The 25,249-nt window shown below is 57.1% G+C and carries 23 protein-coding genes; 18 read left to right on the forward strand and 5 right to left on the reverse strand.

Annotated elements, in window-relative coordinates; genetic code table 11:
• Nucleotides 1-169 precede the first annotated feature (169 nt).
• Nucleotides 170-679, forward strand: coding sequence for a MurR/RpiR family transcriptional regulator (locus tag HSS18214_RS18095; RefSeq protein ID WP_016915271.1), 510 nt, complete (start codon nucleotides 170-172; stop codon nucleotides 677-679).
• A gap of 208 nt (nucleotides 680-887) precedes the next feature.
• Here HSS18214_RS18095 and HSS18214_RS0110560 read toward each other — a convergent pair whose 3' ends face one another.
• Nucleotides 888-2,306, reverse strand: coding sequence for an IS1380-like element ISPsp9 family transposase (locus HSS18214_RS0110560; protein WP_083844143.1), 1,419 nt, complete (start codon nucleotides 2,304-2,306; stop codon nucleotides 888-890).
• 66 nt (nucleotides 2,307-2,372) lie between these two features.
• Here HSS18214_RS0110560 and HSS18214_RS18100 point away from each other — a divergent pair, with 66 nt between their 5' ends.
• From HSS18214_RS18100 to HSS18214_RS0110590, 6 genes are all read left to right on the forward strand, one after another.
• On the forward strand, nucleotides 2,373-2,756 hold the full coding sequence (locus tag HSS18214_RS18100) for a MurR/RpiR family transcriptional regulator (RefSeq protein ID WP_040461026.1): 384 nt from the start codon (nucleotides 2,373-2,375) through the stop codon (nucleotides 2,754-2,756).
• A gap of 248 nt (nucleotides 2,757-3,004) precedes the next feature.
• Nucleotides 3,005-3,922 carry a sugar ABC transporter substrate-binding protein gene (locus HSS18214_RS0110570; protein WP_016915273.1) on the forward strand — a complete coding sequence of 306 codons (918 nt, stop codon included), beginning with the start codon at nucleotides 3,005-3,007 and terminating at the stop codon, nucleotides 3,920-3,922.
• 54 nt (nucleotides 3,923-3,976) lie between these two features.
• The gene (locus tag HSS18214_RS0110575; RefSeq protein ID WP_016915274.1) at nucleotides 3,977-5,527 is read left to right on the forward strand and encodes a sugar ABC transporter ATP-binding protein; all 1,551 of its coding nucleotides are present in this window, start codon (nucleotides 3,977-3,979) and stop codon (nucleotides 5,525-5,527) included.
• A gap of 36 nt (nucleotides 5,528-5,563) precedes the next feature.
• Nucleotides 5,564-6,595: an ABC transporter permease gene (locus HSS18214_RS0110580; RefSeq protein WP_026001875.1), complete on the forward strand. Its 1,032-nt coding sequence runs from the start codon at nucleotides 5,564-5,566 to the stop codon at nucleotides 6,593-6,595.
• Between the two features lie 40 nt (nucleotides 6,596-6,635).
• Complete coding sequence (gene iolB, locus HSS18214_RS0110585) at nucleotides 6,636-7,439, forward strand: 5-deoxy-glucuronate isomerase (RefSeq protein WP_016915276.1); 804 nt, start codon at nucleotides 6,636-6,638, stop codon at nucleotides 7,437-7,439.
• Between the two features lie 97 nt (nucleotides 7,440-7,536).
• The gene (locus HSS18214_RS0110590; protein ID WP_026001876.1) at nucleotides 7,537-8,280 is read left to right on the forward strand and encodes a sulfite exporter TauE/SafE family protein; all 744 of its coding nucleotides are present in this window, start codon (nucleotides 7,537-7,539) and stop codon (nucleotides 8,278-8,280) included.
• 9 nt (nucleotides 8,281-8,289) lie between these two features.
• On the opposite strand, the gene HSS18214_RS0110595 is transcribed toward HSS18214_RS0110590, so the two are convergent.
• From HSS18214_RS0110595 to HSS18214_RS0110610, 3 genes are all read right to left on the reverse strand, one after another.
• Nucleotides 8,290-9,183 (reverse strand): EamA family transporter, encoded by an 894-nt coding sequence (locus HSS18214_RS0110595; protein WP_016915278.1) that lies wholly within the window; start codon nucleotides 9,181-9,183, stop codon nucleotides 8,290-8,292.
• 106 nt (nucleotides 9,184-9,289) lie between these two features.
• Entirely contained in the window at nucleotides 9,290-9,979 is a 690-nt protein-coding gene (locus tag HSS18214_RS0110600; protein WP_016915279.1) for an HAD family hydrolase, read from the reverse strand.
• A gap of 78 nt (nucleotides 9,980-10,057) precedes the next feature.
• Nucleotides 10,058-12,751, reverse strand: coding sequence for a bifunctional diguanylate cyclase/phosphodiesterase (locus HSS18214_RS0110610; protein WP_040461060.1), 2,694 nt, complete (start codon nucleotides 12,749-12,751; stop codon nucleotides 10,058-10,060).
• Nucleotides 12,752-12,968: 217 nt separating this feature from the next.
• On the opposite strand from HSS18214_RS0110610, the gene HSS18214_RS18105 reads away from it, so the two are divergent.
• From HSS18214_RS18105 to HSS18214_RS0110640, 6 genes are read left to right on the forward strand one after another with little or no spacing between them, the layout of a single operon-like run.
• Nucleotides 12,969-14,339, forward strand: coding sequence for a sensor domain-containing diguanylate cyclase (locus HSS18214_RS18105; protein WP_016915281.1), 1,371 nt, complete (start codon nucleotides 12,969-12,971; stop codon nucleotides 14,337-14,339).
• A gap of 46 nt (nucleotides 14,340-14,385) precedes the next feature.
• Nucleotides 14,386-14,673, forward strand: coding sequence for an IS66 family insertion sequence element accessory protein TnpA (gene tnpA, locus HSS18214_RS0110620; protein ID WP_016915086.1), 288 nt, complete (start codon nucleotides 14,386-14,388; stop codon nucleotides 14,671-14,673).
• Nucleotides 14,670-15,014, forward strand: a complete 345-nt coding sequence (gene tnpB / locus HSS18214_RS0110625) for an IS66 family insertion sequence element accessory protein TnpB (RefSeq protein ID WP_016915087.1) — start codon at nucleotides 14,670-14,672, stop codon at nucleotides 15,012-15,014. Before tnpA ends, tnpB begins: the two co-directional genes overlap by 4 nt.
• A gap of 28 nt (nucleotides 15,015-15,042) precedes the next feature.
• Complete coding sequence (tnpC, locus tag HSS18214_RS0110630) at nucleotides 15,043-16,698, forward strand: IS66 family transposase (RefSeq protein WP_193365618.1); 1,656 nt, start codon at nucleotides 15,043-15,045, stop codon at nucleotides 16,696-16,698.
• Nucleotides 16,688-16,957 (forward strand): hypothetical protein, encoded by a 270-nt coding sequence (locus HSS18214_RS0110635; protein WP_011783506.1) that lies wholly within the window; start codon nucleotides 16,688-16,690, stop codon nucleotides 16,955-16,957. The genes tnpC and HSS18214_RS0110635 overlap by 11 nt, the downstream gene beginning before the upstream one ends.
• 39 nt (nucleotides 16,958-16,996) lie before the next feature.
• The gene (locus HSS18214_RS0110640) at nucleotides 16,997-17,206 is read left to right on the forward strand and encodes a diguanylate cyclase (RefSeq protein WP_272942917.1); all 210 of its coding nucleotides are present in this window, start codon (nucleotides 16,997-16,999) and stop codon (nucleotides 17,204-17,206) included.
• Between the two features lie 286 nt (nucleotides 17,207-17,492).
• Here HSS18214_RS0110640 and HSS18214_RS0110650 read toward each other — a convergent pair whose 3' ends face one another.
• The gene (locus tag HSS18214_RS0110650; RefSeq protein ID WP_016915284.1) at nucleotides 17,493-18,023 is read right to left on the reverse strand and encodes a winged helix DNA-binding protein; all 531 of its coding nucleotides are present in this window, start codon (nucleotides 18,021-18,023) and stop codon (nucleotides 17,493-17,495) included.
• Nucleotides 18,024-18,206: 183 nt separating this feature from the next.
• Between HSS18214_RS0110650 and HSS18214_RS0110655 the strand changes: the two genes are divergently transcribed.
• The 5 genes from HSS18214_RS0110655 to HSS18214_RS0110675 are packed head-to-tail and all read left to right on the forward strand — an operon-like array spanning nucleotide 18,207 to nucleotide 25,249.
• Complete coding sequence (locus HSS18214_RS0110655) at nucleotides 18,207-20,084, forward strand: ABC transporter ATP-binding protein (protein ID WP_050980307.1); 1,878 nt, start codon at nucleotides 18,207-18,209, stop codon at nucleotides 20,082-20,084.
• 45 nt (nucleotides 20,085-20,129) lie between these two features.
• Complete coding sequence (locus HSS18214_RS0110660) at nucleotides 20,130-21,650, forward strand: ABC transporter substrate-binding protein (protein ID WP_016915286.1); 1,521 nt, start codon at nucleotides 20,130-20,132, stop codon at nucleotides 21,648-21,650.
• Nucleotides 21,651-21,705: 55 nt separating this feature from the next.
• Nucleotides 21,706-22,629, forward strand: a complete 924-nt coding sequence (locus HSS18214_RS0110665; RefSeq protein WP_016915287.1) for an ABC transporter permease — start codon at nucleotides 21,706-21,708, stop codon at nucleotides 22,627-22,629.
• Between the two features lie 8 nt (nucleotides 22,630-22,637).
• On the forward strand, nucleotides 22,638-23,486 hold the full coding sequence (locus HSS18214_RS0110670) for an ABC transporter permease (protein ID WP_016915288.1): 849 nt from the start codon (nucleotides 22,638-22,640) through the stop codon (nucleotides 23,484-23,486).
• Complete coding sequence (locus tag HSS18214_RS0110675; RefSeq protein WP_016915289.1) at nucleotides 23,483-25,249, forward strand: M14 family metallopeptidase; 1,767 nt, start codon at nucleotides 23,483-23,485, stop codon at nucleotides 25,247-25,249. Before HSS18214_RS0110670 ends, HSS18214_RS0110675 begins: the two co-directional genes overlap by 4 nt.

The following is a 25,249-nucleotide window of genomic DNA, read 5'->3' on the forward strand; positions in this document are numbered from 1 at the left end:
AAAATAAAAATACATCTAAAATCGGCTCAATGTTCGACCAAAGCAGCAGCTATTTCACGTTCTAGCAAAGCAGCATGGCGTCTACATATAGAATTTATATTCCCATTTCACTACGCTATGAATAGATTCCAACGATGACAACATTCACTGCGACCGGCAGGGCAACCTCATGACCCAAGTACCGCAAAGCTTTGCGACCCTCGAAGCGCGTATCACCGCTGACTACCCCACTTTGAGTCGCCGCTTGAAGCAAACAGCGCAGTTTCTTTTAGACAACCCTCAGGAGGTTGCTTTTGCCACCGTCGCTCAGCTAGCACAAAAGGCCGGTGTCACGCCTTCAACGCTGATCCGATTCTCTAATAGCTTCGGGTTTTCTGGCTTCTCAGAGATGCAGCAGCTCTTTCGGGCGCGACTATTTGACGAATTACCTAATTACAATGAGCGCATACGCGCCGTTCGTACCGCAACGGGAGAAACCCCCAATAGCACTCAGTTGCTCTGGGAGTTCGCGGATGCTAACCAAGAGGCATTGAACCAACTACCGAGCCGCATTAACGAGCAACATTTAGAAAGTGCTTTAGATATTTTCGAAAAAGCTAGAGCCGTCCATGTCATGGGTGCTCGCCGTAGCTTTGTGGTGGCCAGCTACATGACCCCGCCTTATTCACGAGGGCGCTGATTGAGCGGTCTGAAGGTACTGGCTGTTGGCATTGCTCATCAGGATTCGCCTTTTCAGCGCGAGTGGCTGTTGAGTAATGCCTGAACGCAGCCCTTTTCCTACTTACTTATAGCTCTTTGGAATCAATGGTGGCCGTCCAAGCAGCCGTGATCGCCGACCGCCGCTCCGGTCGCTCGCTTTCTGATGCTGTGGTGGTCTCGCAGGAGCGTCAGCTCAGTGCGGTCAGCTTCGGTAGCCCCTTCAGCAGCGTCGGCCACCACTTGTCGGCGGCGGCACCCAGATGAACGGTGATTCGCCGAGCGTGCAGCCTCAGCGTGGCGGCGACCTTGAGCACCTGCTCGCGCATCCGACTCAGACTCCAGCCTTGTCGGGTTTGCCGCTCCAGGAGGCAGCGCAGGCCATGCAGGACCTGGTAGGCGTAGAGGCTGAGCAGCAGGCTCACCTCGTTGCGCGCCATCACGTTCTGAACGGTGGAGGCGCCGCGATCGGTCGACGAGAGGTGCACGTCGAGCGCCGACTTCACTTCGCCCATGTGCGCCTCGGCGCTGCCGCGCTTGCGATAGAGTGCCAGGACCTTCTCTGGCGGCCAGTCGAACTTGCTGAGGTTGGTGACCAGGAAGAAGGCATGCAGCAGCAGGTCATCGGGGCGTTCCTGCACCACCAGCACTACGCGCCGCGGTGCCGACCAGGAGCCGGCTTGGTACTCCAGATCGTGGCACCACTCGCGAGGCTGCTCGGGTGGCCGGCCGGGTGGCCGCTTCAGGAGCGGTGCTGCCAGCTTCTGTAGACCGGTGTGACTGCGCAACCGGCCCAGGTATTCGATCTCCCGATCCTCCAGGGCCTCCAGCGTCGCGTTATCGGTAAAACCGGCGTCGATGCGCACACGAACCTGTGCCCCGGTGCTCTCGTTGAGTCGTCGTACCAGATGCGGGATCCAGGTGTCGGCGTTCTCTGCCGGGCCGGCGTTGCCCTCGCGCAGCAGGCCGCCCACCATGTCGCCGGTCTCCGCCAACGATGCGACCAGCGGCGAGTAGATGCGGGCCCCGTAAAGGCCATGATAGGCCGACCCGCCCTGATGGCCATGCACCTCGATCGGCAGGCCATCGATGTCCAGCGTCAGCTGTTTGGGGCGCTCGCCGTTCTTCAGCGAGGTCAGGCGCCAGACCACCAGTCGCAGCAGGCCTTCGTGCACGGCATCGATGTTGTCGTCTCGGCCGAGGCAGGTCAGCAGCCGCGACAGCGTGGCTTGAGACGGCCTGTCCTGCGCCAATGGCGTCGTCCCGCGTGCATCGCTGCAGGCCAACTGCCAAAGCGGGTCACGGCGCAGCGTGTCGGTATCGCTGAGATCGATCCAGCCCATCGCACGCTGCAGCACCAGGGTACGCAACTGGCTGGCCAGCGAATGAAGGATGCGCAGCGGGTGGCGTCGATCGACCAGATTGTCTTCCAGCGCCTCAATCACGCCGCTGTTGTCGAGGGCCTCACGCAACAGCAGAGCGCCGCTGTCGCTGGTGGTGCGCTGGCCGCTCAGCTCAACACGGACAGAGCCGTTGCATGAGGGCGTCCAGGTGGATAGGCTTTCACCCATGGCGAGTGGTCCTCTTGAATCGTGTTCTGGCAGGAATATCCTGATTCTACAAGAGAAAACCACTCGCCATCTTCGTTTTCAGGTCGGCCTCATGAATAAGCCGGGATGACGTATGCACTTCACCATATTGAAAAACCGGCTTTTCTTGTTAACGGCCTAGGCGGAATGTATGGCGAGCAAGTGCAGTCGATCGATCACAACGATGCTCTGCTGATTATAAGCTTTGCCCCCTATGCTCAGGAGTCACGAAGTGTGGCGGAAGCGGCACACGAGCGCGACATTCCTGTCGTGGTCATTACCGACTCCAACCTCAGTCCATTAGTACCTTTGGCCAACGTCGCCTTGCTGGTCCACGAAGCGGAAGTCAAGAGCTTTCGTGGCCTCACCGCCTCTCTATGCCTGTCTCAAACGCTAGCCATCGCGCTTGGCATGCGCCAAGACAAAGCGCTTGAACAGCAGCCTAAAAGCGATAGTCCCAAACGCGCCTAGCCGTGCTTGCATTGACCTACGTTACGACGCCCGGCGATTGGCCGGGCATTTTTTTGTAAGAGCGACGTCTCACCCACACGCAAAGAGAACAAAAATTCCATTTATACCAAAGTATAGAACAATAATTTTGCATTTATTCAAAATGGAATCTAAATTCCATTCATGGGTTTTGACTAACCTCATTCCCGCTACAACCAAGCTCGCAACGGCTTCAACCATCACAACAATAACTCTCTGGAGATAGCTCAATGAAACGCTTACTGCTCGGTGCTGCTCTTTTTGCGACCTGTTCATCTGCCATGGCTCAGTCGATCGGCGTCTCCGTCGCTTGGTTCGACGACAACTTTCTGACCTCGATGCGTCAAGCGATGGAGGCCGAAGCGCAGGCGCAAGGCTATGAAATACAATTTTTGGATGCCCAGGGCGATATCGGACGCCAGCTCAATCAAGTGCAGAGTCTGGCGGCGCAGGGCGTCGATGCCATTATTATTAACCCCGTCGATACGGCCGCCACTTCTCGAATGACGGGAGAGGCCGTGCTTCAAGATATTCCCCTGGTGTATGTCAACCGTGAGCCGGAGGGCAATGATCTAGAGAACGACGGCGTGGTGTTTGTGGGCTCCGATCAGAAGCTGTCGGGCGAAATGCAAATGCGCGCTCTCGCCGAGAGGATCGGTGGCGAAGGCAACGTGGCCATTATGCTTGGTGAGCTCTCCTCGGGTGCCACACACCAACGTACGGCAGGGGTGAAAGAGGTAGCCGCTGAGTATCCTGGTATTGAGATTGTTGCCGAGCAACCAGCCGATTATCAGCGCACTCAAGCCATCGACCTGATGACCAACTGGATAGTGGGTGGCCAGGAAATCAACGCCATCGCCGCCAACAATGACGAAATGGCCATTGGCGCCCTGAACGCTATGCGCCAGCTGGGCATCAGTCCCGATAACATCATTGTGGGCGGTATAGATGCGACGCGCGATGCCATCGAGTCCGTGCAAAGCGGTGGGTTAGCGGTGACCGTTTTCCAAGATCCCGTTGGCCAGGGCGGTGGCGCGGTTAAAGCTGCCATTGGTCTCGCCGAAGGCGATGAGGTCGAGAAAACTACCTTGGTGCCTTTCCAATTGGTGACTCCCGAAACGCTAGATGAATTTCTTGCTAATCAGTAAGGCAAATGGCTCGCCTCTTGGCGAGCCAGTCTTGATGTTTCAGGAGAAGCCAACATGGCGTCAATGACCGCAGAAAAACTGTCGCCCGCCCCCGCTAATTACATTCTGGAAGTTGCCAACGTACGTAAAGCGTTTCCTGGCGTGGTGGCACTCGACAACGTTCAACTGAAAGTGCGCCGAGGTACTGTTCATGCCCTGATGGGTGAGAATGGCGCAGGCAAGTCGACTCTGATGAAAATTATTGCTGGCGTTTATATTCCTGATCAGGGGGAAGTACGTCTCAAGGGACAGTCGCTTGCACTAGAAGGTCCTTTGGATGCGCTTGAGGCCGGTATTGCCATGATCCATCAGGAACTCAACCTGATGCCGTTCATGACCATCGCAGAGAATATCTGGATACGACGCGAGCCGCTCAACGCGTTTGGCATGATCAATCACGACAAAATGAACCAGATGACGGAGGTATTGTTCGAGCGGCTAGGCATCGACATGGACCCGGACATGGAGGTTCGAAAACTCACTGTGGCGGGCCGACAAATGATCGAGATCGCCAAAGCGGTGTCGTACGAGTCTGATGTGCTCATCATGGATGAGCCTACGTCGTCATTGGCCGACCGAGAAGTAGAACATCTGTTTCGAATCATCAACGACCTGCGCTCGCAGGGCAAAGGCATCATCTACATCACGCACAAGATGGATGAGGTGTTCGAAATAGCTGATGATATCTCGGTTTTCCGTGATGGTCAGTTTATCCACTCTGCTCCTGCTTCGCAGATGACCTCCAGCGAAATCATCAAGCTCATGGTAGGACGTGAAGTCACACAAATGTTTCCAAAAGAAGAGGTGCCGATCGGTGACGTGGTGTTATCGGTCAATAACCTCGGTTTGGAAGACGTTTTTGAGGACGTTAGCTTTAACCTGCGGGCTGGAGAAATATTGGGGCTCGCGGGACTCGTCGGGTCGGGGCGTACCAATATTGCCGAAACGTTATTCGGCGTGACGCCACCCACCTCAGGCAGCATTGTAATTGATGGTCAAGAAGTGCTCATTAGCTCCCCCCACCAAGCCATGCTGCGTGGTCTGGCATTGCTCACCGAAGATCGAAAAGAGACGGGCTTATTTCTTGGGCTGACCGTCGAAGAGAACATGGAGTTGGCCGTACTACGCGACGGCTACACTCGCGGCACCTTTGTGGAGCAACACCGGCTCGACCAAGAGTGTGACGCCATGAAGGAGCGTCTGCGAGTGAAAACCCCCTCTATGGAGGAACGAATTGGCAACCTATCAGGCGGCAACCAGCAGAAGGTATTAATTGGTCGCTGGCTGCTCACCAAACCCCGCATCCTGATACTCGACGAGCCCACTCGCGGTATCGACGTGGGGGCCAAGGCTGAAATTCATAAGCTCATCACCGAACTCGTCAAGCAGGGCGTCGCTGTCATCATGATCTCGTCTGAACTGCCGGAAGTGCTGGGAATGAGCGACCGCATCATGGTGATGCACCAAGGCCGCGTCACGGGCTTCTTAAGCCGCAGTGAAGCCAACCAAGTCAATATCATGGAGCTTGCCTCGTCACCGGCGGATGAACCGGTCGTCGAGCGCTGATATTTCCCTAGATGGGTCATCTTGAGGTAAACAACAATGAATAATTCAGTGGACACCGCCGATCAGCTGGGCATGGTCAAAAAGCGCAAGAAAAAAATCCCCACGGAAGTAAGCATCTTTCTCGTTCTGGTGGGCATTGCCCTCTTATTCGAGGCGCTCGGCTGGGTCGTTCGTGGCGACTCCTTTCTGTTGAATCCGCAGCGTCTACTCATCATGATCCTGCAAATGTCGATCATTGGTATTATCGCCATTGGAGTCACCCAAGTGATCATTACTGGCGGCATCGACCTCTCTTCAGGCTCCGTACTAGCCCTAACCGCCATGGTCACTGCTAGCTTTGCCCAGCAATCCGATTACCTACGGGCGGTCTATCCGGCACTTACCGACCTACCCTGGTTTCTGCCGTTAATCGCAGGCCTTTTGATAGGTGCATTGGCGGGGCTGGTTAACGGCGCCCTGATCGCCTTTGCGATGATTCCCCCCTTTATCGCCACGCTGGGCATGATGGTGAGTGCTCGCGGCATAGCTCGAGCGTATACCGATGGTCAACCGGTCAGTATGTTGACTGATCAGTTTACCTGGATCGGCTCGGGCGCCAATCCCGTCATTATCTTTTTAGCCGTGGCGGTGCTGTTCCATATCGCGCTGAAATACACGCGCTACGGTAAATACACCTACGCCATCGGTGCCAACCCCCAAGCGGCACGCGTTTCAGGTATCAATGTTCGTCGTCACTTGATCTTGGTGTACACCATTGCAGGCCTGCTTGCGGGCTTAGCTGGCGTTGTGGCTTCCGCTCGCGCGGGCACCGGCCAAGCAGGTATGGGCCTAATGTACGAGCTGGATGCCATCGCCGCCGCCGTGATTGGCGGAACGAGCTTAGCCGGTGGTGTCGGGCGCATAGCTGGCACGGTCATTGGTGCTCTCATTCTTGGCGTCATGCTCAGTGGCTTCACCTTTTTGGGGGTCGATGCCTATTACCAAGATATCGTGAAGGGCGCCATCATCGTCGCCGCCGTCGTCATCGACCAGTATCGTCAACGTCGTCGCCTGAAAGCAGCCTCGTAATACGGCCTGGTTACCATTCTTCACCAACAAGGGAGCCGTCATGAGCTCACTACTGGTTCATCCCAGCACACCCGACGAACAGGGCAAGGTGCTTAACATTACTCCAGCGTCAGCAGGCTGGAAGCACATTGGCTTTCGTGTTCATAAACTCGGCAAAGGAGAGCGTTTTGAGTCACATAGCCATGACCAAGAAATTTGCCTAGTGTTGTTGAGCGGGCGCGCCAATGTGGTCTGCGGCGAGCACCGCTTTGAAGACATCGGCGAGCGCATGGATATCTTCGAGCAGATTCCACCCTATGCGGTTTACCTGCCAGACCATGTACGTTACACGGTGGAAGCGACCACGGATTTAGAACTAGCGGTATGCGCTGCGCCGGGGTACGGCAATCACACCCCACGACTGATCTCTCCCGACAGCATCAAGAAGAGTACTCGCGGGACAGGAGCCAACACACGTCATATTCACGATATCTTGCCGGAAGGCGAGCCAGCAGACAGTCTGCTGGTAGTTGAAGTATTTACCCCAGCAGGCAACTGGTCGAGCTATCCGCCCCATAAACACGATGTGGATGACTTACCCCGGGAGTCGTTGCTGGAGGAGACGTACTATCACCGCCTTAACCCTGAGCAAGGGTTTGCTTTCCAGCGCGTTTACACGGATGACCGATCCCTTGATGAAACCATGGCCGTAGAAAATGGCTGCTGCGTGCTGGTCCCCAGAGGCTATCACCCCGTGGGCGCAGCGCATGGCTACTCACTGTACTACTTGAACGTCATGGCGGGGCCCAAGCGAGTATGGAAGTTTCACAATGATCCCGATCATGAATGGTTGACGCACGTCTGAGGAAGCACCTTCGCCCGCTAACCTTTATCTAATGGTATGCTTTTGCCCCGCTTTCGCGGGGCTTTTCATATCACCGACCCAAGCATTCGAGGCGCCCATGCTTCCTGATTACTCCGTCATCGCCTGGCTGTTGATCATCTTTTCTGTCTATTTGACCGGGGTGTCCAAGGGCGGATTCGCAGGCGGGTTCGGCACGCTCTCGGTGCCCTTGATGGCCCTGGCAATCAGCCCTACCCAGGCGGCGGGGCTGCTGCTGCCGCTGCTGCTGGTCATGGATGCCTTTGCCGTCAAGGCATGGTGGGGCAAGCACTCCCGCGCGGAGGTATGGCGTTTCGTGCCGGGCCTGTTCATTGGGGTGACCGTCGGCACGCTGCTGTTTGGCAGTCTCAGCGAAGAGGGCGTGCGTTTGGTGTTGGGCATTCTCTCCGTGGCCTTTGCGGCCTACATGCTGCTCAAGCCCGTGGCGAAGAAACCCATTTCCACCCATTGGGCCCTGCCCGCCGCCAGCGTTTGCGGGTTTACCAGTTTCATCGCCCACGCGGGCGCACCGCCCATGAACATGTACCTCATGCCTCGCCAGCTCTCCAAGGAGACGTTCATTGCCACCTGCACGGTGACCTACGCCGTGGTCAACAGCATCAAGCTGGGCCCTTACGTATGGCTTGGCGAGGTCAACATGACCAGCGCCTGGGCCTCGCTGCTGCTGGTACCGGTTGCCTGGATCGGGGTGCGCAACGGCCTCTGGCTGCAAAGCCGCGTCAATGAAAAGCTGTTTTATCGTCTGGTGATCATGGCCATGTTCGTGGTGGGCCTCAATCTGGTCTGGCAGGCGCTGCGCTAGCGGCAAGCATTACAGCGCCACGATCAACAGCCCCAGCAGCATCACCAGCGTGCTCAGCGTCTTGGCGCTGGAGGCAGGCTCCTTGAGCCACAGCACCCCCATCAGTACGCCAACCGGAATCGAGAGCTGGCGCAGCGCCACCACGTAGCTGACCTCGTCGGTCAGCGCCATGGCCATGAGCACCAGCCCATAGGTGCAGGTCATCATCAAGCCCGTGGCCACCAGCATCGTCAGCCCCTGCTGTCGCAGCGCAGGCAATCGGCGGCGCTCTGCCGGCAACACGGCCAACAGCGGGAGCGCCCACAGCAGCGTCATCAATGCCTGCAGAACCATGAAGACCGCCCCTGCCGTCAGGCTGCTATGGCCAGCGCCTTGCATGACGCCCAGGGCTTGCTTGTCGATCAGCGAGTACCCCACGGTGCCCACCGCCGCCAGCAGCGCAAAGCCCATGGCGGGGGAAAGATACGAAGCAAGACGGCGAGCCTCGGGTCGGCTGAGCGGCAAGCCCAGCGCCCCTAGCATGATCAGCAGCATGCCGACGCCATCCCAGAGGCCAAGGCCACGATTGCCCAGCCAGGCAATCGATACCAGTGGCACCATCACCACCGGCAAGGCACGGGCAATGGGATAGAGGACGCTCACTTCTCCCCGGGCGTAGGCCCAGGCGAGCCCTCCCATATAGAGCATCTGGCAAAACCCGGACAGCACCAGCCAGCCCCAGAAGGCACCCGGCAGCGCCGTCAAGGAGGGGCCCAGCACCAGCAACGGCAACAGCGCCACACCCCCAGCGCCATAAGCCAGCGCAAACGACCCAAGCGAGGGCGCGTTGCGCTTGCCCAGCACGTTCCACCCTGCGTGCATGCACACCGAGACCAGCACCAGCGCGAGCGCGGTGGGGCTCATACGGAGTCCACCAGGACAGGATCAGCGGAGTGTTCTACGAAACGGTAATCAGGCGGGTCGTGCGTCATGGGCTGGCAAATGAGTGGTGAGTTGACGGTTCACAAAGCTAAATGCTCTGCTCGGTATCGGCTCGCCAGTCTAAGCGTCGCCAGCCTTCGACGCCAGCCACCTCCGCCAGCACCGGGTCCGGGTTGACGGCAATCGCACAATCGACATATTGCAGCAGCGGCAGGTCGTTGCGGGAATCGGAATAGAAGGTGGTATGGCACGCTGGACGCCCCTGCTCCGCCAGCCACTGCTGTAGCCGCGTGACCTTGCCGCCACGGTAGGAAAGCACCCCCACGCTGCGCCCGGTGTACACGGCGCCGCCTGGCAAGCGGTCCTGTTCCAGCTCCACCGCCAGCACGTGGTCGATCCCCAGCATGGCCGCTATGGGCGCGACCAGATGGCAGGCCGACGCCGAGATCAGGATCAGCGTATCGCCCGCCTGTCGGTGCGCATCGAGACAGCGCCATGCCTGCTCGAAGATGCGTGGCTGCAGGTGGGTGGCCACGAAGCGCTCGACTTCTTTTTGAACGTCGTCGACCCGGCGGCCACGCAACGGCGCCAGCGTCATCGCCAGGTACTCTTCCAGTTTCAGCTTGCCCGCATGATAAGCCTGCTGCATCACTTCCGCGCGGGCCATGAACCCTTCGGCATCGCTGACCCAGCCTTGCTCTATCATCCATAAATTCCAGCGGTCGCTGCAGTCTCCATCCAGGAGGGTGTCATCAAGGTCGAACAGGGCCAGGCGCATGGCAAACTCCTCTCGTCGCGGTATGGCGCGCGTAGGGTATGCCATGGATGATGACAGCAAGATGACGTGCCGCGTGTTCTAGCAGCTTAGCCAGGTCGCCGCAAACTCCGCAGCGGGTAATGGCCTGCCAAACCAGAACCCTTGTGCCTGGTGGCAGCCCAGCTGGGCCAGCAGTTCTGCTTGAGCCTGTTGCTCGACGCCCTCGGCCAGGGTTTTCATGCCCAGCGCGTTGGCCATGGCGATGATGGTCTGCACGATGGCACGATCATGGGGGTTGTCCAGCATGTCGCGCACGAAAGAGATGTCGATTTTCAAGGCATCGGCGGCAAAGCGGCGCAAATAGGAGAGTGACGAATATCCGGTGCCAAAGTCATCGATCAACAGCGCATACCCCGCCTGACGCATGGCCTGGGTAATCATGACCGCCTGGTCCGGGTCTCGCATGAAGTCGCTTTCGGTCAGCTCCAGGGCCAGCGCTTGCGGCGGCACTCCTTGGGTGAGCCGCGCGACGTGCTCGGTCAGCCGTGGGTCGGCAAACTGCTGGGCGGCCATGTTGATCGACAGCCGCCCAGGCAAGGGGGTGCCCGACGCCTGCCAAGCCGACCATTGACGCGCCGATGCTTCCAATACCCAATCGCTCAGCAGGCGTATCAACCCACGCTGTTCGGCAAGGGGGATGAACTCACCGGGGCTGACCCAGCCCCACTCCGGGTCATGCCAGCGGCAGAGCACTTCGGCACCGGTCAGTGCATAGGTCTCAAGGTCTACCTGCGGCTGAAAGTAGAGTTCCAGACGACGCTCGATGATGGCGCGGTGCAGGCGTTCGGTCATCCACTGCTGGCGCTCCAACGTGCGGCGCATGGTCTGCGTATAGGGAGATATGCCCGTATCGCGCTGCTTGGCATCGTGCAGCGCAATACTAGCGGCGTTGAACAGCTCGGCGGGGGCGGCCACGTCACTGGGGTAGCGCGCGAAACCGATGCTGGCATCCAACTGAAACTCACGGTGCTCCAGATGAATCGGGTGCCTGATGGCCTCGATCACTTGCCTGATGAAGGCTTCCAGTGCAACTCCCTGATGCTGCGGCAGAAGTAGTGCGAACTCATCACTGGAGAGACGTGCGCAGTGGCCGCTCAGGTCATGCAGGTGTTGGAGGCGCTTGGCGACGGTGGCCAACAATACGTCGCCCACCTGATGGCCATGCAGGTCATTGATCTCCTTGAAACGACGCAGGTCCAGCAGCACTAGCGTCAGCGACTTACGCTCACGCTGGGCCTGGGCGCCCAGTGTCGCCAACAGCTCCATGAAATGGGCACGATTGGGCAGCTCGGTGATGGTATCCGTATAGGCCAACTGGTGAATACGGCGATGATCTCGGCGCCGCTCCAGCTCGGCCGCCGCACCGGTCGAGAGTATTTGCAGTACCGATGTGGCGAAGGCATTGGTGGACAGCGGCTGTCGGTAGAACACCATCATGACCCCAATGGCATCGCCCTGGGCATTATCCAGCCGACGCCCGATCCAGGCCTCAGCCCTCAGGGCGCTGCCCGGCAGCCAGTAGTCAGCACTGTGCAGTTCGGTACCTTCCTGTTCGATGACCACTCGTTCGGCGGGCGTGCCAGGCAAGGCAAAGTGCCCGCTCGCCTGAGCCTCGCCGCCCACGACCAGGCTGACCAGACTGGCGGTCGTCGCAGCCATGGCACCGGTTGCATCAGGCAGAGCGTCACCGGGCAGAGGGGGCTCCAGCAGGGCAATCAAGCCTGCATCTGCCTCCAGCAGGCGCGTCAGGGTCGTGATCAGCTGTAAAAAGTAGTCGTCCCCGATCCGCGAGGTCACCGTGGATGCCACCTCCACCACGGCTTGCTGTACTCGCTGTGACACTTGCTGATCGGTCACATCGGTGATGAAGCCTTCAAAGCAGAGCGGCTCGCCGCTCTGCGTATAAATGGCCTGGCCCTGCTCCCAGACCCAGCGTTCGCGGCCATCACGATGCCGCAGCCGATAGGTCACCCGAAAAGGGCAACGCTCTTCGATGGCTTTCTGCGAGGCAGCCACCAGACGCGGAAAGTCGTCTGGCTGCACCAGCTCAGCAAAGCTAATGACACGGCTCCCCACTAACTCATCCGGGTGATATCCCGTCAGGGCGGTGGCGCCATGACTCGCCAGCAGCATGGTCCAGTCGCGATCGTTTTGGCACCGATACGCCATGCCGGGCAGGTGATTGAGCAGGGTATCCAGACGCCGCTCGCTCTCTTTGGCTGCCAGCTCGCTTGCCTGCAAGGCGCTTTCGGTCTGGCGACGGCCCAGCTCAGCCCCCGCCTGAGCTGCCGCAATACGCAGGATTTCGTTCTCGAGCCCATCGAATGCCCGTGGCCGATTGCTCAATACCGCCATGATGCCTATGGCCGCGCCATCGGCAGCAAAGAGCGGCAAGCCCATGTAGCTCTCGGCGCCCAACTGTACCAGCAGCTCATCCTCTGGAAAAAGCGCCTGCACGTTGCAGGGGTAGAGACAGGGTTGGTGGCCCACGACGGTTTCGCAGGGTGTCCCCGTCAACGAGTAACGGATATTGCCTGCGAGCGCGCCGCTTGACCACACGGACAAGGTTTCCGCTATATTAGGCTCTCGGATCACAGCAATCAGGGCATGCTCCACTGCCAGCAGGCGCGCCAGCTGTTCCACCAGCGCGTCGAAGAAGGAGGGCCGATGGCTATGCCCAAGCCCCTCTGCCAGTTGGCGAAACATCTCTGCTGCTTCTTGTCTGGTGTGCATCACGGCACTCGCTTGTGTCATTTTTAAGCAGCTCGGCTTTGACTCTTTTTAACCTGAATTCAGGTAAAAAAACACAGTGACATTTACAGCATAAACCAGGGTCTTAGGGATAGAGGCGGTACCACCGCCATATCGGTGCGGCGTACACTATGGTAAACAATAGCTTTCCCTATACGATAAGTCGCCCACTCCGCTGTTCGGCGTACGAGGAGATCACATGACGGGCTCAGCCGCCATCAGCGAAACGTTTTACCGCCAGCTTGCCGATCAGATGCCCCCTGCCTTGGGAGGCGCGCTGCTACAGTGTCAGGGCCTTCCTTCACTGCCCATGGTCGCCATGCGTGTCCTGGAAGTTGCCAGCACGGCTGAGGCGACCCTGACGGACTATGCCACGACCATCGAACATGACCCTGCCCTGACGGCCAGAGTGCTGAGCGTGGCCAACAGCGCGCACTACCTGCGCGCCAGCCAGCCGCCCTTGACCTGTTTCGAAGCGACCCAACGGCTAGGCACCGATGCCACCCTGGCCACGGTGCTCAGTTTCAAGCTGTTTGAGCAGCACAGTGGTAGGCCCAGTCAGGGTCTTTATTGGCAGCGCGCCTTTACGGCGGCCGTTACGGCCAGCTACTTCGCCCAACAGCACTGCCCCGAACAGGCAGGACGGGTGTTCACAGCCGCGCTGTTGCAGGACATTGGCATGCTTGCCTTGCAGAAAGCCTTCCCGGCAGATGCGGAGCCTCTTTATGGTCATGAAGACGTGACACATCAACAGGTCATACAGGCCGAGCAATGCCTGTTTGGCTGCGATCACGCGCTGGTGGGTGCATGGCTACTGTTGAAGTGGGGCGTACACGAGACACTGGCGCGTAGCGTGTATGAAAGCCATGGTCCGCTGGATACCGACAACCTGGCGGATCTGTGCATCCGTTTGTCGGGTCTGGTCGCCGATGCCTGGCTATCCCCCGACCCGGCCCAGGCGCTGGCGCTGCTGATACGCCAGTCAAACCTGATGAAGCTACCTGAGCCGTTGGCCCTTGATACACTGCTCACCTACCTACAGCAAACGTTACCACCGCTGTCTCAATCGCTAGGCATTCCGCTGGCCCTGGCCGTGGATAGTTTCTCGTTGCTCGAGCAAGCTCAGCAGCGCTTGTTCGAGCACACGCTGATGCTCAGTACCCGTTTGGAAGCACAGCAAAAAAGCAGTGAAGCGCTACTCAACGATTACACTCAGCTCGAACAGCGCAGCCGCATCGATCCGCTGACTCAACTTGCCAACCGCGCCTGGCTGGAAGAACAACTGCGTGAGCGCTTCGCGCTATGCCGTGCCCAACAACGCACGCTCTCGGTCGTATTCATCGATCTGGATCACTTCAAGGCGCTGAATGACCGCTACGGCCACCAGGCCGGCGACCAGGTGCTTGCCCAGTTCGGCAGTACGCTGTCTGCCTTGACTCGGGCGGGTGACCTGGCGGGCCGCTATGGCGGTGAAGAGTTCCTGGTCCTCCTCCCCGACGAAACGGCCAGGACAGCCGAACACTTTGCCGAACGTAAGCGTTCATTCCACGACGTTCTGCCACCCCGCTAAAATTCGCCCTAAAGTAACCTCACAGTTTCCAAGCGAGGTTACCCCCATGAGAAAGCACCGCACACCCGAACAGTGGCAGGCCCTGGTCAATCAGCAGCGAGACAGTGGTCTGTCAGCTTCGAAGTTCTGCAAACAAGAGAACATCGGCTACGCCAGTTTCTGCAACTGGCGCAAGCGCCTGTCCGATCAGGCGGCCGGTGACTCAGCGGATTCCGGCGAAGCCGGTTTTCTGGACCTGTCCTCTCTGATGGGTGCAGCGCAGTCCGGCCCAGGCTGGAACATTGTGCTCAGCCTCGGCAACGGCGTCGAATTGCGGCTGAGCCAGAACGGATGATCGGGCTCGATAGTCAGGCGCGCATCTGGCTGTGCACCGAGCCCACGGATATGCGCAAATCGTTCCGGGGCCTGAGCGCCCTGGTCCGGAATCAGTTGAAGCACGACCCACTCAGTGGCCAGTATTTCGTCTTCGTCAATCGTCGCAAGACCCAGATGAAGATGCTGTATTTTACCGCTACCGGTTATTGCCTGTGGGCCAAGCGCCTGGAGCAGGGGCAGTTCCGGGTGCCGTTATCCGCCTCCGGTCAGCGAGCCCTGACCCTGACGGATCTGCAACTACTGATCGATGGCATCGAGGTGCAGAAATACCGCCAATTCAAGCGTTTTCGAGGGGTATAGAAGACGGACTTCCGGTATAATGTCGGCCATGAATTCAACGGCTTCCGACCCCCAACCCAATGCACCTTCCTACTCGGCCCTGGCCGAGGAAAATGCGTTGCAGCGCGAGCAGTTGGAGGCCCAGGCGGAATCCATTCGGCAGTTGAAACACCAGTTAGACTGGTTCAAGAAGCAGCTGTTCGGCCCCAAATCCGAGAAACAGGTTTACGATATTCCGGAACAGGACAACCTGTTCCAACCGGATGACGCACCGCTACCGGAACAGCCTGCCGAGGAAGAAAAGCGCACCATCAAGGCCTACCAGCGCGGCACCGGCAAAAAGCAGCGCGATGACGACTGCCTGAACGACACCGGCCTGCGCTTTACGGCGGATGTACCGGTGGAAGTGATCGAGCAACTGCCGCCGGAGCTGACCGGGCCGGACGCCGACCAATACGACATCATCGGCACCAAAACCACCTACCGTCTGGCCCAGCGGGCCTCCAGCTATGTGGTGCTCAAATGCGAACGCCCGGTGTTCCGTCGTAAGGGCACGGATCAAAAACCTGTGACAACACCAGCCCCGTTCAACGTGCTGGACAACAGCCTGGCCGATGTCAGCCTGCTGGCCGGGTTGCTGGTGGACAAGTTCCAGTTCCACCTGCCGCTGTATCGCCAGCACCAGCGCATTCAACAAGCGGGTATTACCCTCAGCCGCAGCACCCTGACGAACCTGGTGAAGCGGGCCATCGACCTGCTTCGGCCCATTGTGGACGCCCAGACCGACAACGTGCTGCGCAGCCGGGTGCTGGCCATGGACGAAACACCCATCAAAGCGGGCCACCAGGGCCGGGCAGGCCCGCAGAAAGGCAAGATGAAAACAGGCTGGTTCTGGCCCCTATACGGTGATGACGACGAAGTGGTGTTTACCTACTCGAACAGTCGGGGCCGACTGCACATCGAGCAGGTTCTGAACGACCAATTCAGTGGCACTCTGATCAGCGATGGTTATGCCGCATATGCCCGCTATGCCGCGGCCCAGAAAGGCATTACTCATGCTCAATGCTGGGTGCATAGTCGCCGTTGCTTCGTTGAGGCCCAAAAGGATCATCCTGAGAAGGCCACCGAAGCCCTGCAACAGATCGCGAAGCTGTACCAGATTGAAGATACCATTAAGGAAAAGGAGCTCACCGGCGAGAAGAAGCGTCAATACCGGCTGGACCATGCGAAGCCGGTCGTCAGCGGCTTCTTCCAATGGTGCCGGGATCAGTTGGGGCAAGGCGGCCTGTTACCCAGTGAACCGTTAACCAAAGCCCTGAATTACGTGCTCGGCCGGGAAACGAGCCTGACGGTGTTCCTGGAAGATCCGGGCGTACAACCCGATACCAATCACCTGGAACGGGCCCTACGGCCCATCCCCATGGGCAAGAAAAACTGGATGTTCTGCTGGACCGAACTGGGCGCGGAACACCTGGGCATCATCCAGAGCCTGATCAGCACCTGCAAGCTGCACGATATTACCCCCTACACCTACCTGGTGGACGTGCTGCAACGCATCAGCCAGCACCCGGCCAGTGACGTCAGCGACCTGACGCCTCGTCTCTGGAAAACCCGGTTTGCCGACAACCCATTACGGGCGCTGATCGACCCACGCCATCCTGATCGACAGAGCAAACAGCCGGAGGCTACCGTCCGTGCGCATTGAGGACATGAGCATCGACCAGTTGCTGGAATTGAATCAATACGTCTGCCGGCGCATCGACGAACTGAGGGATCAGGAAAATCTGCAGGCACTGAGTCAGTTGCGGGTGGGCCTGAAAGTAACCTTCGAGGGCCGGGAAGGCCCGGTGCTGGGGATCGTCACCAAGATCAACCGCAAGAGTGTGATTGTTCTGGCCGAGGACGGCACCAAACAGTACAAGGTCTCGCCGGAGTTATTAAGGCCTCTGCGTGACGTGAAGTAGGTCAACTACGTCGTGGAATGAACGCTTACTGCCGAACGGATAGCGCAACGTTTGCAGGCGTCCCCCATGGTTCAGGTGGGCCATGAGTCTCTGTACATCTCTGTCTCGATCGGCATCGCGTGCCTCGACGATGGCGAGTTTGATAACGAACGAGAGATCATCAACGCCGCCGACCAGAGCATGTATGCCATCAAACGCGCTGGTCGGGGCGGTATTGCCGTATACGGGCGTGATCTTCCCTCTCGTTAACGATTCATCGCCTGCGGCAGGTACAGCGCAATCTCAGGGAAGATATGCATCAAGGCGATTGCCAACAGCAGAATCAGTGAAAGGCACAGTATTTGTTCGACAGCACCAAGGAAGTGCCAGATTATGCTACTCGCTGGCTCTGGCACTGCAATCACAAACAACCCAACATGGGACTCGAAGGAGCCACACCTCAACAAAAGCTGCTCATGATGGCCTAAGTGCTACTTTTGAAGCTCTCTCAAAATGAGGGGATAATCGTGGCATTACATAACGACAGCAATAGCTTTTACAGCGAAGCAGCTGCCCTAGCGGCTTGGTCATACAAACCTGACATAGCTCGCAAAATGCTGGCTAAACGGCTGATTTCGCTGCGTTCAATACCCATTGAGTCAAGTGACTCAATGAGGCACGACTCCCGAATTTCGGCATAGCGATTACACGCATCATGCCCCTGCTCTGTAGTACTAAACAGCGTTTCTTTACCGTGTTTTTCACCTACTACCAATCCTAACTTTGAGAGCTTACGCAATGCATAGGCCACTGTATGCGTATCTTCAACGTTGAGAACCAGGCAGATATCTCCCTGCCGTTTTGCCCGTGCCCGATGATTGACACTATGAAGCACTAAAACATCAAGCGCCCCAAGCTCAGGATACCCCGTAGCCGTCATGCAGCGCACCATCCAGCGGTTGAACGCATTGCTGGAGATAATTAGTCCAAACTCGAACTCCGAAAGCTCTTGCGCTTTGTGGGACAGGTGTTCTGACGACACGATGGGATTTCTCTTGAGGGGCACAGTCTGTCTCTCTTCACTCATAGGCATGCTCTTTAGCATTTGATTTTGAAAATTTTTTCGTCCACAACGGAATTAAGGAGCCCTGTAATCGATTTATGGCATGGGGCTTGGCTAACGGCTAGCTCATGATACCTCAACCTGCCTGCCCACATTGAAATGGCGAATACCCAATTGACATGCAAACATCATACATATAATTTCCATATGAATTACACAAAAAATACAGGCAAAATTGTGCTATCAATACCACCTCTGCTGTCCGTGCAATCCCTTGATGTCACGTTCGGATCCCACAGGGTCGTCCAGGATCTCACGTTTGACCTTCACGCTGGTCAAACCTTGGCGATCGTCGGCGAGTCCGGGTCGGGCAAATCCATGGCCTCACTCGCCATAATGGGTCTAGTACAGTATCTCAACGCAACCATCGCCAAGGGACATATTTTTTATCGCAATACGAGCGATAAAGCGCCGCTGGATTTAACAACGCTTGCTGACAAGGAGATGCGCAAGATCCGTGGAAAAGAGATCTCAATGATCTTCCAGGAACCGATGACATCACTCAATCCGGTTTATACCATCGGCGACCAGATCACTGAAGTGCTCCTGCTTCACGGCGATTACAGCAAAGCGACAGCACGCGAAGAAGCTTTAAAGCTACTGCGCTTAGTCCGCTTGGCAGATGCCGAATCGCTTTTGAAACGCTACCCACACCAGCTTTCAGGCGGTATGCGCCAACGAGTAATGATCGCCATGGCGTTAGCTTGCAAACCCAAGGTTCTCGTGGCCGATGAGCCTACCACAGCGCTAGACGTTACCATTCAGGCGCAGATTCTCACCATCATTCGCGATCTCCAGAAAGAGCTCGGGATGGCCGTAATTTTCATCACCCATGACATGGGCGTTGTGGCGGAAGTAGCCGACCACGTAGTAGTGATGCGTAACGGCAAGAAGGTAGAAGAGGCGAATGTCTCCACATTGTTCACCTCGCCTCAGGCCCCCTACACCCAAGCACTACTAGCGGCAGTGCCCAAACTTGGCAGCATGCAGGGTGAAGCCCTTCCTCGGGCTGAGCCGCTTATGACCTTTGATGGCGAAAAGGTCGTTACCCAAGGTGTATCTACGCTCCAAGATACCGTGCGTGCGCAAGAAATACCGGTGGTCAGCGTGCGTAATCTGGTCACACGCTTTGATATCAACAAAGGTTTTTTTGGCGGGGTGAGCCATCGCGTCCACGCTGTTGAGCACGTCAGCTTCGACATCTTTCCTGGAGAGACACTGGCGCTAGTGGGCGAATCAGGCTCGGGCAAGTCCACCATAGGACGAACTATCCAGCAACTGCAGAAAAGTACCAGCGGCGATATCACCTTCTCCGGCAGGCCGGTCGTACAAATGTCACGCAGCGAAAAAATGAAGCTTCGCCAAGAAGTGCAGTACATTTTCCAGGATCCCTTCGCATCTCTCGACCCACGAAAGACCGCTGGTTTTTCCATTGCAGAACCCATCCACACTCACCACTTGATAGCTAACCAGCAACATATCAAGCAACGAGTCAGCGAGCTGCTTGAACGTGTAGGTTTGAAACCAGAACACGCCAACCGCTATCCACACGAATTTTCTGGCGGCCAGCGTCAGCGCATCTGTATCGCTCGAGCGTTAGCCTCCAAGCCCAAACTTATTATTGCCGACGAGGCACTGTCTGCACTAGACGTTTCCATCCAAGCGCAGATCATTCATTTGATGATGCAGCTTCAACGCGAGGAAGGCTTGGCATACCTGTTTATTAGCCACGACATGGCGATAGTGGAGAAGATGAGTCACCGTGTAGCGGTACTGCATCTTGGCCAAATTGTCGAAATAGGGCCACGTCAAAGAGTTTTCGACGCGCCTCAACACTCCTATACAAAGAAACTCCTCTCCGCAGTGCCCGTGGCCGATCCGCAACATCGGCGCGAGCACATGCTGTTAGACGGTGATATTCCGAGCCCAATCCGCAGAGTGGGCGATGAACCCACCATTTATCCTCTTGATGAAATAGCCACCGGTCATTTCGTTTCCCGCGACAGCACCTTGCCCCACTTGTAGCGCTTTGTTTCCAACCTGAACAAGAAACCATAGAGAAGACGATCAATGAAAAAGACAACTCTATTTCAAGCTTGCACCCTAGCTGCTGCTCTAGCCGCCTCTGGAGCGAGTCAAGCAGGTTCACTGACCATTGCCTCTCCTCAGGATCCAGGCAGCTGGGACCCAATCGATACCTTTCTGGTCAACTGGGCATCGGTGGCCACTAATATCTTCGACGGCCTAACCTATCGTGGCCCAGATCTTGAATTGGTACCTGGCCTTGCTACCAGCTGGGAAGAGTTGGATGAGGGCAAACGCATCCGCTTTTCGCTGCGTGAAGGCGTAATATTCCATAACGGCGAGCCCTTCAATGCCGACGCGGTAAAATTCACCTTTGACCGTCTACTGGGGGAAGAAGGCGCCCGTGGTCCTCAACGCTCCAACTACACGGCGATTTCTCATGTGGAAGTTATCGACGACTACACCGTTGATTTTTTCCTTTATAACCCAGACCCGGTCTTGATGACCAAATTGGCTGGATACGGCGCAATGATCGTGCCGCCAAGCTATATCGAAGAGCATGGTGACGATTACTTCAACATCCACCCTGTAGGCACAGGCCCTTTCAAAATGGTCGATTACACGCCACGCTCCAATGTGAGGCTAGAAGCCTTCGCCGATCACTGGGGTGGCGCACCGAAGCTCGATAGCGTCACTTACCGCTTCATTTCCGAACCTTCCACGGCCGTTGCCGAACTGCAATCCGGTCGAGTGGATATCGTCTTGCCACCAACCATTCCTATCGGCATGATCGACTCGATCAACGCTCACCCCAATACACAAGTGGTAAGTGTCGCCTCACCCACCGTTGAGGCACTACGCTTCAATACCCAGTCAGGCATCACCGCCGATGAGCGAGTCCGTCAGGCGATCATCATGGCAGTCGACCGTCACGCCATTGTGGACTCCATTTTGGCTGGAGAAGGCAGTGTGATTGCCAGTTTCCAAGGCGAACAATCCTTCGGCTTCGACCCGGAACTTGAGCCCTACCCCTTTGATCCGCAGCGCGCCCAAGAACTGCTCACAGAGGCCGGTATCGAGCCAGGCACGACCCTACAAATCGACGTGCGCGGCAACGACGCTACTTTTACCGAAGTGGCCCAGGTGGTTGCTGCCTATCTGCAGGGAGTGGGCCTCAACGCCTCTATTCAACCCTACGAAACCAACGTGTTGCTCAACGACATTATTCCAGCGGGGCGCACAGGTGAGATGTTCCAGCAAAAATGGGGAGGCTGGACTTTCGATTTCGACAACACCGCGTATCTGATGTACCACTCCGGCGAGCGCTGGAACCCCTACGATAGCGATACCACGCTCGACGAAATGCTCAACTCACAGCGCAGCATCACTGACCGCACCGAGCGAGAAACCTTATTGCAGTTCGTTGCTCGCTATACCAAGGAGCGAGCGCTTGAAATGCCACTTTATAGCTTGAACGCGCTTTATGGGGTAGGCAATCGAGTTGAGAACTTCGAACCCGCCCCAGACAACCGGGTTCGACTTACCGACGTCGACGTCGCCGAATAAGCCCAATCCGCCGCCGCCTTAAAGGCGGCGGCCTTCTGTTTCGAGGGTAAACCACGTGGCCAAGTTTCTTTTCTACCGATTGCTGCAAGCGCTATTCGTGCTTGTGGCGGTAACGCTGATCGTGTCGTTTGCGATTCGCCTGACCGGCGACCCCGCCATCATGCTTGCCCAAGGGGCGGGTAGTATCACCGAGGCGGATCTGGCGCGCATTCGCGAAGCACTCGGGCTCAACCAGCCGTTTTTGTTGCAATACATGGAGTTTCTGAAAGGTCTGTTCACCGGCGACTTAGGCCGCAGCTTCATGGGCGGCACGCAGGTGAGCGAACTAATCGGTCGAGCACTCCCAGCAACCCTAGCGCTGGCGTTTGCTTCGCTATTTGTCTCTATCGCGCTATCGATTCCGCTAGGTGTTAAGGCCGCCGTCTCCCGCGGCAAATGGCCCGACCAAGTCATCCGGGTTATTTCACTAGTTGGCCTCTCCTTTCCTAACTTCTGGCTGGCCATCATGCTGGTGCTGCTGTTATCAATCACTTTCAATCTACTGCCGCCCAGCGGCATGGAGGGATGGCAGAGCTTCATTATGCCTGCCGCCACCATGGGTATCATTCTGACTGCCACCAACGTACGTCTGGTCAGAACTACCATGCTGGAAACACTGCGCTCCCAGTACATCATGGTGGCACGCGCCAAAGGGCTTTCCAATTCGGTAGTACTCTACAAGCATGCGCTGCGTAACTGCTCAATCCCGCTAATCACCTACTTCGGCTTGCAGTTTGGAGGGCTCTTGGGCGGTATCGTCGTTGTCGAGAGAGTATTCAACTGGCCAGGGCTAGGTACACTGGCCTTCGACGCCGTTGCCGCCCGTGACTATCCAGTATTGCAGGGTGTAATCACAGTTCTGTCACTTCTGATCATCTCAATCAACCTGCTGGTCGATGTCGCTTATGGCTTCGTCGACCCTCGCGTGCGCAAGAGTTAGGTGGCCTTATGTCGTTAAATTCTCTGAGACTTCAGCGTTTCAAAAACTTCGAGTTTATTACGGGCGCCCTGCTAGTAGGAAGCATCGGTTTAGCGGTCCTGCTTTCAGGCTGGCTGTTTCCAGACGGTGGCAGCGGCATCAACCTCGCCATGCGCCTCACTCCACCTCTAACTGACGGCAGCTTTCCTCTAGGTACTGACCCGTTGGGTCGCGACGTACTGGCCCGAGTCATCATCGGTGGGGAAATCTCGCTCAAGGTAGGTTTCTATTCCGCACTAGGTGCGGTAGCACTGGGTATCGTCATGGGGCTTTTGTCAGGCTACTACGGCGGATTCATCGACATGATCGTCATGCGCTTTGCCGATGTGCAGCTCGCCCTGCCGTTCATTCTGCTGGCTATTACCTTTATTGCAGTCATCGGTGGCGGGCTGACCAACATGATCATTCTGCTGATCGTTTCGCAGTGGGTACAGTACGCTCGTTTGGTGAGAGGTTCGGTGCTGTCGCTCAAGGATCGCGAGTTCATTCTATCGGCCCAAGCCATAGGCGTACGCGACTGGCGCATCCTGTTCCAGCACCTACTGCCTAATCTACTGGGCCCGGTCATCGTACTAATGACATTGAACGTAGCCAACAACATCCTATTAGAGAGCAGTCTAACCTTCCTGGGTCTTGGCGTGGATCCAGTCATACCGAGTTGGGGTGGCATGCTGGCCGAAGGCCGCACCTATTTACAGACCGCTTGGTGGGTCAGTGTCTTTCCTGGCATTGCCATTCTGCTCACCGTGCTAGGACTCAACCTTTTGGGTGACTGGCTGCGCGACACTCTAGATCCCACAGGGCGGACCTCACAATGACTGTACTTCTGGACACTACCTTCGAGCGCAGCGTCGAAGCAATCGCATCTCAGTACCGAAAGACTCTATCACCGGGCGACAAGCTCTCCGCTTGGGTATTCGACGATCGTACCGCCCGCCATCGCGCCGAGCAGATGCTCAAGGATCAAGGGATTGAGGCACGCTTCTACAGCGCTTACAAACCCTTGGTGCATTATGTGATAGAGGAGCTAGACATACTGCCTCTTCGTGCGTTGCACATCCGTTACCCGGCACCCATCGAGGCTCCTAAGCGTTTCCTGTTGGAGGCTTACCCGTTAGCAGGCCTCCTCGGCGAAAGCGTCGCACTGAGCTGGGAGGCGGTCACTTGTCAAACTCAAACTATGCTATACCACTACGAGCTGGCGCTGACATATGCAAACGGCACCCAAGAGATGGTGCGTGTGGAAGCACCCAACCGTCATCATTTAGACCACGTAGGGGCTTGGCAACTCTCGCCCTGCGGTTGGGTCTACTGGCAAAGCACTAGCGGCTATAGCGGCAGCTCTCTCTACACCTGTGACTATGTCCAGCTCTTTGAAACGGCGATAGACGCGATTACCCAAGCCGAGTGGCCCGCCGAGCAGCCATTTTTCGAAGAGCTCAATATCAGCGTTACTCTACCATGCCAGGATACGCCGCTGGCCTTCGGACTCGAGCATATGAGCCTGGCCGAGGGACTGCACGAGGAGCTCTATTTCTCGCTATTGGAGGTCTACCAAAAACTTTCTGGCCTGCCACTGGGCGACCGCTCAATCCAGCCAGGTCAGATTGTGCCGGAAATCAAGACCCGCACCGAGGCACCGCCGTCGCTTACGATCACACTTCGTCCACTAAACACTGACGATGCTGCTGCTGAAGAAATCACTATGCTCGACAGCGCCGAGCACCCATTGAGTGCTGCCAAGATACACGCCGAACTCGACACCATTGAGGGAGAGGCACTTCATGCCAAAAGCCGGAGTGGGCGTAAATTATCTGCTCGCTATCACATAGGGCAAGAGCGGGCAGTGATTATCAGCGCCGCGCAGCACGCCAACGAACCTTCTGGTATCGTAGGCGCCTTGCGCGCAGGGCAAGATCTATCGAGGCAGGCAGGTTCGCATTTCGTGCTTTCACCGCTCGAAAACCCAGATGGCTACCATCTACAGCAGCGCCTGGTTGCCGAACAGCCAAATCACATGCACCATGCTGCGCGCTACACGGCTTTCGGCAACGACCTTCAGGCCCAGCCACTGGGGGGAGAATTCGAGCTGGCCATTCGCGAGCGCGCCAAGGCGGCAAGCGGAGCGCAGTTACACATCAACCTGCATGGTTACCCCGCCCATGAGTGGACCCGCCCGCTGACCGGTTACGTACCTCGCAACTTCGAGCTGTGGTCGATACCCAAGGGGTTTTTTCTCGTCCTCCGCTATCACCAACACTGGAAGGCACAGGCTGAAGCACTGCTCGAACATGTCACGGAACATCTAGCGAACGTGCCGGGGCTGGTGGCCTACAATCGACGTCAGATCAAAGCTTTCGAAGCTCACGCTGGCCGCTTGGAATTTACCATAAGAAACGATATTCCTTATCTACTCACTCGTGACGATACCCAGCTCACTCCACTCCAATTGATTACTGAATACCCAGACGAAACGATCTACGGCGATGATTTTGTCATGGCCCACCAAGTGCAGTATGAAACCATTATGAGCGCCTACCAGAAGTATCAGTTGATAAAGTTGCCCGCAACTTCGCAATAA

Source organism: Vreelandella stevensii S18214 (assembly GCF_000275725.1).
Lineage (GTDB): Bacteria > Pseudomonadota > Gammaproteobacteria > Pseudomonadales > Halomonadaceae > Vreelandella > Vreelandella stevensii.